Source organism: Neorhizobium sp. BETTINA12A (assembly GCF_023006485.1).
GTDB lineage: Bacteria > Pseudomonadota > Alphaproteobacteria > Rhizobiales > Rhizobiaceae > Neorhizobium.
The window spans coordinates 1-11,652 of record NZ_JALBGW010000149.1 but is presented as its reverse complement, the minus strand read 5'-3'; the positions used below and the strand labels follow the sequence as shown (position 1 = coordinate 11,652).

Here is an 11,652-nt window from a genome sequence, read left to right as displayed (position 1 = left end):
GGTTTCGGGGGTGCGCTGATGCTGCCGACGGCGCGGCTGATCCTGGTGCGTTCGGTGCCGCGCGAGGAACTGGTTTCCGCCATGGTGCTGATGAGCATGCCGGCCGTAGTCGGCCCGGCGATCGGACCGCTGCTCGGCGGCTTCATCACCGGCGTCAGTTCATGGCACTGGATCTTCTGGATCAACCTGCCGGTCGGCATCGTGGCGATCATCCTGACGCTCGCGCTGATCGACAATATCCCGCCGACCGAACGCACCTCTTTCGATTTCCCGGGCTTCGTCTTCACCGGCGCCGGCATCGGCGCGGTCATTTTCGGCTTCGATTCCTTCGCCCGCGGCATGAATTCGAGTGCGTTGGCCCTGGCTGTGGTCGGCTTCTCGCTGCTCGGCCTTTACATCCGCCATGCGCGCAACACGCCGAACGCGATCCTCGACCTGAAACTCTTCCGGTATCCGACATTCCGCTCGAGCGTCACCGGCGGTTCGCTGTTCAGGATCAGCATGGGCGCCCTGCCGTTCATGCTGCCGCTGCTGATGCAGGAGGTTTTTCACTACACGCCGCTGCAATCCGGCGCGATCACCTTCGTGTCGACGATCGGCGCCTTCGGCATGCGAACCATGACGAGACGTATCCTGCGCCGTTTTGGCTTCCGCAACGTCCTCTTATGGAACGCGCTGATCGCCAGCGTGTCGATGGCGCTGCTGGCCACGTTCACACCCGCCACGGCGCCGGCCATCATGGTCGCCATCATCCTGCTCGGCGGCTTCTTCAGGGCCTTGCAGTTCACATCACTGAACACGCTGACATTTGCGGAAACGGAAGATTCCGAGATGAGCCACGCGACATCGCTGTCGCAGATGGCGCAACGCATCGCCCAGAGCACCGGCGTCGCGATGTCGGCCATGCTCTTGCACTATTTTTCCGGCGGCTCCGAGACGCTCACCAACTTCGCCTTCGCGATGTCCTTCATCATCATCGCGATCATTTCCGCCTCTTCGTGTTTCTCGTTCTTCCGCCTGTCAGAGACGGCCGGCGACGTGCTTTCGGGCCGGAACAAGAAGGTGAAGGAAGGACCGATCGCCGCCGAACAGGCCGACGCGGCGGAGTAAGAGGCCGCCGAGGTAAAAACGAACATGGCTTGTGTTAAAGCTCGCCGACATATGCCGGCGAGCCCTCCGCGGCTGCGACCCCGTTTTGTGATCGGTTGCAGCCGACGTGAGCAGACGCGCGAACGAGCCCTCGGCCGGGCAGTCCAGTTACGGATGCGCGGGCAGGCGGTTCGCGGAAACGCGATCGTTTCCTCTCTTCGATCCTTCGGTCCGCGAGCGGACTATTGGACGAGGGAAGCGGCGTTTCGTGTCGTTGGAGCTTTGGTCGGCTTTGCGTCGACCGGGACGATATCGACGACCTCGGAGAGCAGGAACTGCTTCGGAGAACCACAAATGGTGGCGTAGACGATCCGGTCTAATATTTTCAGGCTTTCGGACACGAATGTCCTTTGGTCGCCATTGTCGAGCACCGATACAACGTACATGTTGATCCCATAGAGGTTAGGCGCGCAGGTCATTCGCGCACCGATATTTCTAGCCAACCATGGTTAACGCGACGTTAATGATGGAGGGCGCGCCGTGCCTAAGTAAGCCTTTCGACTATCTCTCTCCGAAACCAGCGCCTTACATTGCATCTCTTGAAACGCACCCGCCGACATGCCACGTCTCGCACCAGAAACTTTAGCCCGTAAACGTCAAGCTCGCGATGAAACCTGATCCGATCGCATCCGAATTCTTCGAAGCGCTGACCAAGGTCAGCCGCAAGATCCGTACTGCTTTCAATCAGCAGGTCACGGCGCATGGGCTGACCTATCCGCGCGCCCGCGCCCTGTTCCGCCTTGCCAAGAAGCAGAACATGACGCAGAGCGAGCTCGCCTGCGAGCTGGAGCTCGAACAGGCGACCATGGTGCGCCTCCTCGACCGCATGGAGGAGAACGGCCTGATCGAACGCCGGCCGGACCCCAGCGACCGCCGCGTCAAGCTTCTGTTCCTGACGGCCCATGGCGAAGAGCAGGCGGAACTCGTCCGCTCGATTGCCGACCGGATGCGCGAGCAGATCTTCAGCAACATCGACCCCGACCAGATGCATGGCGCCGTGGCGCTGTTCGAGCGCATCACCGCCAATATCGGCGAACTGGAGGACATCGATATCCTCGCGTGAGGCGGTCGCGCCTGTTCGGTATTCTTGCCGCGGGGCGTTTTGTTGTCAGCCGACCGGATCTTTGCGCCGGCGCGCATGAAACGGGTGGGCGCCACTCGCTTTCGGCCTGTAATGCTGCGGGCCTCATGAACACTCGAGCTCCAACATGGCGCCATTATCGGCACCGCACGCATCGCCGCCGGGCGTCGCAACAGTCTTCAATCCCAGCCCGTCGAAGCCCTACGGCGGGGGAAACCGGCATTCGCCGCGGACTACGCCGAAAAGACCTGCGTGTTCGTCCGCTTCCCTGGCGAGGCGTCCTCCGGTGCACCATCATCCACACCACCCACCCCATTCCTCATTTGACGCGCCGCAGCAATCGGCTAACATTGGTGGAAACTCCAGGTATTTCCCATGAGCGTCCGCCCTCCCCAGTCGTTCCATCAGCCAGGTTTCGCCAATACCGGCTTCAACGTCCTCGAATACGAGCTGATGTCCGAGCGCGCGGCAGCGCTGGGGCGGCAGGGGCTGAAGGTGGAGGAAGCGCTCGGCGCGTTGAATGCCTGGAACCCGGAGCGCGACAGCGAAGTGCTGCGCGAGAGGCTTCGCGACGATGCGGCGGATGCCGTCTGGGGACTGTTCATCCAGCGCGAAATCTGCGGTCTTCGGAACAATCGCGACATCATCAAGCGGTATGCGATCCCGGGCGAGGTGCTTGCGAGAGTGGGGGCGGTCCGCAAGTGAAATCCATTCCCCAGGTAAAATTCGAAGTGAAATTTGAAATTGCCGGCAGGCCGCTGATCGAAGCGCTGCGGCTGAATGATGGATTTGAGCAATGTCCAGACCGGTGATCGGCGTGATCGGTAATACCCATAGTGTCGAAAACCGCTTTTCTGCTCAGCTCGTCGGTGAGCAGAATCTGAGGGCAATCGCGGACGTTACCGGCGCCCTGCCGCTGATGTTTGCCGGCAATCCGAACATCACCGACATTCCGACTCTGCTCGAAACCGTCCACGGCATCCTCTTGACCGGAGGCCGCGCCAATGTCCATCCGAGCCACTTCAACACCGAGCCGCATGCTCGCCACGAACCCTATGACCAGAACCGCGACGCGGTCGCCCTGCCGCTGATCAATGCCTGCGTTGCCGCCGGCATACCGGTCTTCGGCATCTGTCGCGGTTTTCAGGAAATGAACGTCGCGGCCGGCGGCTCGCTGCACCCGGAGATCCGCGAACTGCCCGGCCGCATGAACCACCGCATGCCGCGCCTGGAAAACGGCGAAATCCACCCGGACCTGACCGTCGTCTTTGCCGACCGGCACGACGTCCGGCTGACCCCGGACGGCACGTTCGCGCGCCTGCTCGGCCGCGAGACGATCCGGGTCAATTCCCTCCACGGCCAGGGGATAGACGAGCTGGGAAACCGCATCGTCGTGGAAGGCGTGGCGGAAGACGGCACGATCGAGGCGATCCGGTTCAAGGAGGCGGAAGGGTTTGCCCTTGGCGTCCAGTGGCATGCGGAATACGACCCGCAGGTCAATCCCATCAACCGGGCCCTGTTCGAGGCCTTTGGCGAAGCCGTCCGGGCACGCAGGAACGCCGGCTGATATCTGCCATTCAACTTGCCGATCCGACCGCGGCGCATATAGTGCCCATCGTATTTTGGGGGATTCGGCGATGCGGGCAAACGCAAGGTATCTGGCAATTCTGTTGGCGGGCCTTGCCGTCCTTGGTGCCGGAAACGTCCCGGCACGTGCCGATTTTTCAGGGCCGCTCAGTCCCGGCGCCTTCGAAGCGACGCTGAACATGGGGCCGATCGCCGAGACGCTGCGCCGGCAGATGCAGCGCAAGGGCAACCAGGGCCCCGCATCCGCCACCCCAGAGACCGCCCGGCCGGTGCGGCCGGACAGTTTCCGTTACGTCCCCTCGAAAGCCCGCCGCACGGCCAATCTCGCCGGCTTCGTCGCCAAGAGCCGGGCTGCCGATCCGAAGGGTGCGGACGACCTCGCTCAGCTGGTCGCCTCCCGCGACATCATCGAGGAAATGCGGACACCGCTCGCCAAATACGGGTTGCGGATCGACAACCTGGCCGACGCCTATACGGTCTGGTGGATCGGTGCCTGGCAGGCGACGCGCGGTTCGACCGACGATCCGAGCCAGGCGGCAACGGCTGCCGTCAAGCAGCAGGTGATGCGCACCATGGCTTCGGTTCCCGAATTCGCCAACGCCAATGACAGCCTCAAGCAGTCCATGTCGGAAGCCCTGTTCATGCAGGCGCTGCTGCTCGGCGTCGGGCTCGAACAGGCCAAGGGCAATGCCGCTCGGACCAAGGCGATCGGCCGTGCCGCTGCCGAAGGTGCCCGTGGCATGGGGCTCGACCTCGCCTCGATGACGCTGACCGATGAAGGTTTCAAGCCGGCGGACTGAATCGGCCCGGTATGAACTGACCCCCGATGATCTGCACCGGGCTCGATACGGTGGAGGCCTCGGCGGCAAGTTGACAGGTGTCAACAAAGTCTTAATGGCGCGGCCGGCCGGCGCCATCCTTTGACTCGCGTACCCCGTTCGGCCGTCTTGGCAACCGGAGAAACCAGGAATAGCCTTGGTTCCGGAAGTTTGGAGGGCGACATGACATCGAGTTTCAATGTCCGCAACGCGGGCGGTTACGAGCAACTCATGGGGCGCTGGAGCCAGAGGCTGGCACCCCAGCTGATCGATTTCGCCGGTCTTGAAGACGGAGAAAGGGTTCTCGACGTCGGCTGCGGCACCGGAAGCCTGACATTCGCACTGCCGAAGGCAGCCAATCTTTCCGAGATCGCGGCAATCGACTATTCGCCCGTCTTCGTCGAGGAGGCAATCCGCCGCAACACCGATCCGAGGATCAGGATCAGCCAGGCGGATGCCTGTGCGCTGCCATTCGAGGACGGTTATTTCGACCGGGCGATGGCGCTTCTCGTCCTGCATTTCGTGCCGGAAGCGGACAAGGCCGTCGCCGAAATGCGGCGCGTGGTGCGGCCGGGCGGAGTGGTGGCTGCGACCGTCTGGGATCATCTCGGCGGCATGCCCGCCATGCGGATGATGTGGGACACGGTCTCGATGCTGGACGACAATGCCCGGCAGATGCGAAGCCACCATTTCTTCCAGCCGATGATGCAGCCGGGCGAGATGAAGGACAGCTTCATCCGCCAGGGCCTCGTCGACGTGGCGGAAGTTTCGCTGATGATCCGGATGGATTTTCAGTCCTTCGATGACTACTGGGCGCCGATCGCCGCCGGCGAAGGACCGCTCGGCAAATATGTGGCCTCGCTCGACCCGGCGCTCCGGGCGAAAACCGATGCCGCGGTCAGGGCCGCTTACGAGGCGGGCAGGCCGGACGGTCCTCGGTCGTTCGTCTCCGTCGCCTGGGCCTGCCGGGGCGTGGTTCCCTCCGCCTGATCGCCTGACGCTGAAAACACACTGCCTTCCCGGCATTGCCAACGGGAGAGCGTTCGTCGTCCAATCCGGTTCGACCAATCAATGCGTCGTGTTCGCCCGACCACCCTTCTTCTTCGCATCGTGCGTATGGTGGCTGTCGCGTTCGCCGCCGCCGCCCGAAACGCGGCTGGTGGAACGCAGATCGTCATCGGCCGGCGGCTTCTTCACGTCCAGCGGCACACCCTTTTTCGCGTTGGGGGCATTTTCATGGGACGCGCCTGGCCCGCCCTGGCGGATGCTTGCGGGTGTCTTCTGCGATGTCGACATGATGAACTCCCTATCGGTCCTGCTGATAACCCTGATGGGTCGTGTTGACTTTGGTATTGCCTTGCTGGCCCTGCTTGCCGGGATCATTCGCCGCCTGGGGTTTGCCGCGCTTGATGTCGGACGTATGGACCTGTTCGCCGGAGCCCTTGTGGCTCAAGTTTTCCGAGGGCGTCGGGGGAAGTTTGCTGCTCATGAAGGGTCTCCTTTTCTTGCGGTTCCCACTGGTCTAACCCGCAGCGAGTCACGATGTTCCATCCGACGCGTTGTTGCCGCCGGGAGTGAGGAACCCCCGCCCGCGCTCTCGCGTTCGAACAGGTTAACGAGGCAGGGAGGGCATCGATGAACGACCTTCAGGATCAGCTTGCCGCCGCGATCAAGCAGGCTGCATTGCCGATAGAACGCAAATGGTGGCACACCGCCACCGTCTACCAGGTCTACCCGCGCAGTTTCTGCGATCTCAACGGCGATGGCGTCGGCGATATTCCCGGCATCACCTCCAAGCTCGACTATCTGAAATCCCTCGGCATCGACGTGATCTGGCTGTCGCCGATCTACAAGTCGCCGATGGACGACAACGGCTACGACATTTCCGATTACCAGGACATCGCCCCGGAATTCGGCACGCTTAGCGATTTCGACAGGCTGGTATCGGAGGCGAAAAGACGGAGTATCGGCATCGTCCTCGATCTCGTCGTCAACCATACGTCGGACGAACATCCGTGGTTCGTCGAGAGCCGCAAGGGCCCGGGCAACCCGTTCCGCGATTTCTATATCTGGCGCAAACCCGCTGCGGACGGCGGGCCGCCGAACAGCCTCAAATCCTCCTTCGGCGGGCCGGCCTGGACGCTCGATCCCTTGAGCGGCGAATATTACCTGCATCTGTTTTCGACCCGCCAGCCGGATCTCAACTGGGAAAACCCGGCGGTTCGGGCGGAGATCTACAAGATGATGAACTGGTGGCTGGAGCGCGGCATTGCCGGTTTCCGCATGGATGTCATCGACTATATCGGCAAGCAGGTGGACCAGGAGATCGTCCACGACGGTCCCCACCTGCACGACTACCTGCAGGAAATGAACCGCAAGACATTCGGCAATCGCGATATCCTGACCGTCGGCGAGACCTGGAGCGCGACGCCCGGTTCGGCTCTCCTCTATTCCGGCCGCAACCGCCACGAACTGTCGATGATCTTCCAGTTCGAGCACGTCACCCAGCAATGGGACGAGGTGTTCGGCAAATGGCGCTCGAAACCGTTCGACCTGGTGAAGCTGAAATCGGTGCTCGGCAAATGGCAATATGCGCTGTCGGACGACGGCTGGAACTCGCTGTTCTGGGGCAACCACGACCTGCCTCGGGCCGTCTCCAAATACGGCGATGCGACCGGCCATCCGGTGGAATCGGCCAAGATGCTGGCAACCGTGCTGCACCTGATGAAGGGCACGCCCTTCATCTATCAGGGTGAGGAGATCGGCATGACCAACGTGCCGTTCACCACGATCGAGCAGTATCGCGACATCGAGACGCTCAACATGCATCGCCTCCATATCGAGGCCGGCCTGTCGCCGGAGGAATTCATCAAGGGCGCCAACGAAAACGCCCGCGACAACGCCCGCACCCCGATGCAATGGAGCGCCGCGCCCTATGGCGGCTTCTCAACCGGCGTGCCGTGGATCGAGGTCAATCCCAATTATCCGAGGATCAATGCGGAAGCGGAAATGACCGACGAGACGTCGATCTGGAACCATTACCGCAAGCTGATCGCGCTGCGCAAAGCCCATGACGTGATCGTCTACGGCACCTACCAGAGCTGGCTCGACAGCCATCCGGACGTCTTCGTTTATTCGCGAACGCTCGACGGGGAGCGGTTGGTGGTGGCGGCCAATTTCACGGCCAGGGACCTGACCGTCGAGCTGCCGGGAGAATTGAGGTCGCCCGGCGAGTGCCTGATTTCCAACTATGAGCCCGTGAATGCGCTCTGCGAGAGCCTGACGCTGAAGCCCTATGAGGCTTTCGCGGTTCTGGCGCGAGCGGTTTGAAAAGGCGCGTCAGTCATCCGCGGACCAGTCGGCGGGTAAATCCATGCCCCGCGGAAGAATACGCAGGATATTGACCCTGTCCTTCTCGACGACGAACGCTATTGCGGCACTGCGTTCGAACCCTATGACGCGCAAGCCGGGGTGGACATGGCCCCGCACCGTTCCGCGCTGGGGAAATGCCGCGAGGCTCATGCAGGCCGCTTCAATTCGATCGATATAGTTTCCAGCGCGCTCATGCCCTGCCTCTTGGGCAATTCTCAGGTAGATCCGCCGGAGGTCAGTGACGGCTGCCGGTCGAAACTCGACATTATGAACCACGCTTGTCGGCTTTCGCCTGGCTGGCATGGAATTCGCGAAGTTCCGCGAATACTTTGGCGGCCGGAATACTGGGGCGCGGATCGTCCATGGCTTCCTGAACCTTCAGGCGCATGATTTCGTCCAGGGCTTCCCTTTCCCGCTCGAGTGCGCGCAAAGCAGCGCGCACCGCCTCGCTGGCGGAGTCATAGTCCCCCGATTCCACCATGGCATCGAGAACTTGCTGCTGTTTACCGAGTGTCAGGGTGATGGATTTGTTGGTGCGCATGTCAGCCTATCCTTTTACGCTGCCCTATTCTGCAACACGACAGTGTCTTGCGCAATCTTCCGCGGCCTGGTGCCTAGTTCCTCACCCGCAGCAGCCGCAACGCATTGATCGTCACCAGAACCGTCGCCCCCGTGTCCGCGAGGATCGCCGGCCACAATCCGGTGATCCCCAGGATGGTCGTCACCAGGAAGACCGCCTTCAGGCCGAGCGCGATCGAGATGTTCTGGTAGATGTTGCGCATCGTCCGCTTCGACAGCGCGATCATCGCGGCGATGTCGCCGACCCGGCCGTGCAGCGCTGCGGCATCGGCAGTTTCCAGTGCCACGTCGGTGCCGCCGCCCATCGCGATGCCGACATCGGCGGCAGCGAGTGCCGGGGCGTCGTTGATGCCGTCGCCGACCTTGCCGACCACGTAACCCTCGCTTTTCAGCTCGCCGACGATGCGGCTCTTGTCTTCCGGCATCAGCTCGGCGCGCACCTCGATGCCGAGATCCTTGCCGATCGCGGTCGCGGTGCGGGCATTGTCGCCGGTCAGCATGACGGTCCTGACGCCGGCATCGGTTAGCGCCTTCAGACCGGCCCTAGCGTCGGGACGCGGTTCGTCGCGCATGGCGATGGCACCGGCCAGGACCCCGCCGACGATCAGCACCGAGACGGTCTTGCCCTCGTCGTTGAGGCCGGTGATCCGCCTCGAATGCGCCATCGGCAGCGACACAAGCTCGGCGGCGGCCTTGGGCGAACCGAGGAAAACCTCCTCACCTTCGACCACGGCCGTGACGCCCTTGCCGCCGAGCGCCCTGGCATCCGTTGCAGTCGGGATTTCGACCTCGTCATCGGCAGCCTTGGCAAGGATGGCGACGGCGAGCGGATGGCTGGAGCCGGTTTCGAGCGCGGCGGCAAAGCGTAGCACGTCTTCCGCATTGCGGCCGAAGGCGATGACATCGGTCACCTGGGGCCTGCCGGCCGTCAGCGTTCCGGTCTTGTCGAGTGCGACGGCGGTGATCTTGCCGAGCGTTTCCAGCACCGCGCCGCCCTTCATCAGCAGGCCGCGGCGGGCACCTGAGGACAGCGATGCGGCGATTGCGGCCGGCGTCGAGATGACCAGCGCGCAGGGGCAGCCGATCAACAGGATCGCCAGGCCCTTGTAGACCCACTCGCTCCAGGACGCACCGGCGACAAGCGGCGGCAGGATGGCGACCAGTGCGGCAACGGCAACGACACCCGGCGTGTAATACCGCGAGAACCGGTCGATGAAGCGCTCGGTCGGGGCCTTGCTCTCCTGCGCCTCCTCGACCAGCCGCACCACGCGGGCAATCGTATTGTCCTCGGCGGCGGCCGTCACGCGAACCCGCAAGGCGGCATCACCGTTGATCGTGCCGGCAAAAACCGTGTCGTCGATGCCCTTGGAGACCGGCGTGCTTTCACCCGTCACCGGCGCTTCGTCGATCGCGCTTTCGCCGGCGATGATGATGCCGTCCGCCGAAATGCGGTCGCCGGGGCGCACGAGGATGGTCGCGCCGACGGCAAGGCTCTCGGCCGGCACTTCGCGGGTCTGGCCGTTTTCTTCGAGCAGCGCGTTTTTCGGAACCAGCGCCGTCAGGCTCTGGATGCTTTGGCGCGCCTTGCCGGCCGCGACCCCTTCCAGCAGCTCGCCGATCAGGAAGAGGAAGACCACGGCGGCCGCCTCTTCCGACGCATTGATGACAACAGCGCCGACGGCGGCGATCGTCATCAGCATCTCGATCGAAAACGGCGTGCCGGCGAGTGCTGCCATGATGGCGCGGCGGGCGATCGGCACCAGGCCGATCAGCATTGCGGCGGTGAAGATATAGGTGTCATAGGCCGGCACCAGATGGCCGATCCCGTAAGCCGAGGCCAACGCGATACCGACCAGGATGGTCAGGCGGCCCTTGGCGGATTTCCACCACGGCCCGTCCATCGGCCCGTAATCATGGCCGTGCAGGCCCTCGATTTCCGTCGTGCCGTGGTCGTGGTGGGAATGATCGTGCCCGCCGTCGTGGCTATGTTGGCCGTGACCGGCCTCCCCCTCATCCGACCGCTCCGCGGCCACCTTCTCCCCGCTGGGGAGAAGAAGACTTGCCGCTCCGTCTCCGTCCTCCTCTCCCCTTGGGGAGAGGTCCGCCGAGCGAAGCGGAGGTGGGGTGAGGGGGCCATTCGCTCCAACCTTTGCCGGCGCCTTCTGCCCAAGCGCCCTGAGCGAATACCCAAGCCCCACGACCTTCTTCTCGATCGCGCCGAGATCGCCGGTCCCGTCATGCTTCACCGTCATCGTGCCTGAAGCCACCGAAACGGACACGTCCTCGACGCCCGGCATGCGGCGAACCGCTGTGTCGATCTTTGTCGCGCAGCTGGCGCAATCCATGCCGCCAACCTTGTATCGTGCCTGTGCCGTCGCGTTCATCGTGTCTTTCCCATTGGATCGAGCCCCGTCTCTACAACCTCTAGCGACTAGAGCTGCAAGGCCCAAAATCAGAAAAAATCACTGGCGAAGCGCATTATCTTTGCTGTAAGCCATGGTGAAGACAGGGGCGTCCGGCAAAACCGGGCTGAGAAGCACCCTTAGAACCTGAACCAGATCATGCTGGCGGAGGGAGTCGTCCGGGCGTTCAACATTGCGCCCTGCGCCTGCCCCGCCGAACGAGGCAGACATGCAGACGACAATGCCCCTTGGGACCCTTGCAGAGACCCCCGGCCAGCTGCTGACGGCAATGCGCGCGAAAAACCCGCTCGTCCAGAACATCACCAATTTCGTGGCGATGAATATCGCCGCCAATGTGATGCTGGCGGCCGGCGCCTCGCCCGCCATGGTGCATACCAAGGAAGAAGCCGGCGAGTTCGCCCGCATCGCTGCGGCCCTGACGGTCAATATCGGCACCCTGTCGCCGGACTTCCTGGCCGGCATGAAGGCCGCGGCCGCCTCCGCCACAAACGCCGGCAAGCCATGGGTGCTCGACCCCGTCGCCCATTACGCCACCGCCTATCGCCGCGCCGCACTCGCCGAGCTGATGGAACTGAGGCCCACGGTCATTCGCGGCAACGCCTCGGAAATCATCGCGCTGGCCGGCAGCCAGTCGAGCGGCCAT

The 11,652-nt window shown here is 63.1% G+C and carries 14 protein-coding genes and 1 riboswitch; of the genes, 8 read left to right on the top strand and 6 right to left on the bottom strand.

Annotated features, from left to right (window positions below; all coding sequences use genetic code 11):
- Positions 1 to 1,110: MFS transporter (locus MOV61_RS24115; RefSeq protein WP_247138404.1), on the top strand; the 1,110-nt coding region annotated here is incomplete at its 5' end.
- 221 nt (positions 1,111 to 1,331) lie between these two features.
- On the opposite strand, the gene MOV61_RS24110 is transcribed toward MOV61_RS24115, so the two are convergent.
- The gene (locus tag MOV61_RS24110) at positions 1,332 to 1,535 is read right to left on the bottom strand and encodes a hypothetical protein (protein WP_157885278.1); all 204 of its coding nucleotides are present in this window, start codon (positions 1,533 to 1,535) and stop codon (positions 1,332 to 1,334) included.
- A gap of 221 nt (positions 1,536 to 1,756) precedes the next feature.
- Between MOV61_RS24110 and MOV61_RS24105 the strand changes: the two genes are divergently transcribed.
- The 5 genes from MOV61_RS24105 to MOV61_RS24085 all read left to right on the top strand — a co-directional run bounded on the left by MOV61_RS24105 (position 1,757) and on the right by MOV61_RS24085 (position 5,625).
- A complete protein-coding gene (locus tag MOV61_RS24105; protein ID WP_247138402.1) occupies positions 1,757 to 2,212 on the top strand; it encodes a MarR family winged helix-turn-helix transcriptional regulator in 456 nt (151 codons plus the stop codon).
- Between the two features lie 393 nt (positions 2,213 to 2,605).
- On the top strand, positions 2,606 to 2,935 hold the full coding sequence (locus MOV61_RS24100; RefSeq protein WP_247138401.1) for a DUF6665 family protein: 330 nt from the start codon (positions 2,606 to 2,608) through the stop codon (positions 2,933 to 2,935).
- A gap of 91 nt (positions 2,936 to 3,026) precedes the next feature.
- Complete coding sequence (locus tag MOV61_RS24095) at positions 3,027 to 3,797, top strand: gamma-glutamyl-gamma-aminobutyrate hydrolase family protein (protein WP_247138400.1); 771 nt, start codon at positions 3,027 to 3,029, stop codon at positions 3,795 to 3,797.
- A gap of 70 nt (positions 3,798 to 3,867) precedes the next feature.
- Positions 3,868 to 4,617 (top strand): DUF6683 family protein, encoded by a 750-nt coding sequence (locus MOV61_RS24090; protein ID WP_247138399.1) that lies wholly within the window; start codon positions 3,868 to 3,870, stop codon positions 4,615 to 4,617.
- Between the two features lie 201 nt (positions 4,618 to 4,818).
- Entirely contained in the window at positions 4,819 to 5,625 is an 807-nt protein-coding gene (locus MOV61_RS24085) for a class I SAM-dependent methyltransferase (RefSeq protein ID WP_151046703.1), read from the top strand.
- Positions 5,626 to 5,703: 78 nt separating this feature from the next.
- Here the strand turns inward: MOV61_RS24085 and MOV61_RS24080 are convergent, their stop codons facing one another.
- Entirely contained in the window at positions 5,704 to 5,931 is a 228-nt protein-coding gene (locus MOV61_RS24080) for a hypothetical protein (RefSeq protein ID WP_247138398.1), read from the bottom strand.
- A 10-nt stretch (positions 5,932 to 5,941) separates the two neighbouring features.
- A complete protein-coding gene (locus MOV61_RS24075) occupies positions 5,942 to 6,124 on the bottom strand; it encodes a hypothetical protein (RefSeq protein ID WP_247138396.1) in 183 nt (60 codons plus the stop codon).
- A 146-nt stretch (positions 6,125 to 6,270) separates the two neighbouring features.
- Between MOV61_RS24075 and MOV61_RS24070 the strand changes: the two genes are divergently transcribed.
- Positions 6,271 to 7,965, top strand: coding sequence for an alpha-glucosidase (locus MOV61_RS24070; RefSeq protein WP_258718981.1), 1,695 nt, complete (start codon positions 6,271 to 6,273; stop codon positions 7,963 to 7,965).
- Between the two features lie 9 nt (positions 7,966 to 7,974).
- Here MOV61_RS24070 and MOV61_RS24065 read toward each other — a convergent pair whose 3' ends face one another.
- From MOV61_RS24065 to MOV61_RS24055, 3 genes are all read right to left on the bottom strand, one after another.
- On the bottom strand, positions 7,975 to 8,283 hold the full coding sequence (locus MOV61_RS24065) for a type II toxin-antitoxin system RelE/ParE family toxin (protein WP_247138395.1): 309 nt from the start codon (positions 8,281 to 8,283) through the stop codon (positions 7,975 to 7,977).
- Positions 8,273 to 8,548 carry a type II toxin-antitoxin system ParD family antitoxin gene (locus tag MOV61_RS24060; protein WP_105435155.1) on the bottom strand — a complete coding sequence of 92 codons (276 nt, stop codon included), beginning with the start codon at positions 8,546 to 8,548 and terminating at the stop codon, positions 8,273 to 8,275. The genes MOV61_RS24065 and MOV61_RS24060 overlap by 11 nt, the downstream gene beginning before the upstream one ends.
- 73 nt (positions 8,549 to 8,621) lie before the next feature.
- A complete protein-coding gene (locus MOV61_RS24055) occupies positions 8,622 to 10,970 on the bottom strand; it encodes a heavy metal translocating P-type ATPase (RefSeq protein ID WP_247138394.1) in 2,349 nt (782 codons plus the stop codon).
- Positions 10,971 to 11,083: 113 nt separating this feature from the next.
- Positions 11,084 to 11,179: riboswitch (TPP riboswitch) on the top strand.
- Between the two features lie 38 nt (positions 11,180 to 11,217).
- Here MOV61_RS24055 and MOV61_RS24050 point away from each other — a divergent pair.
- A partial coding sequence (locus MOV61_RS24050; RefSeq protein ID WP_247138393.1) for a hydroxyethylthiazole kinase occupies positions 11,218 to 11,652 on the top strand: 435 nt, incomplete at its 3' end.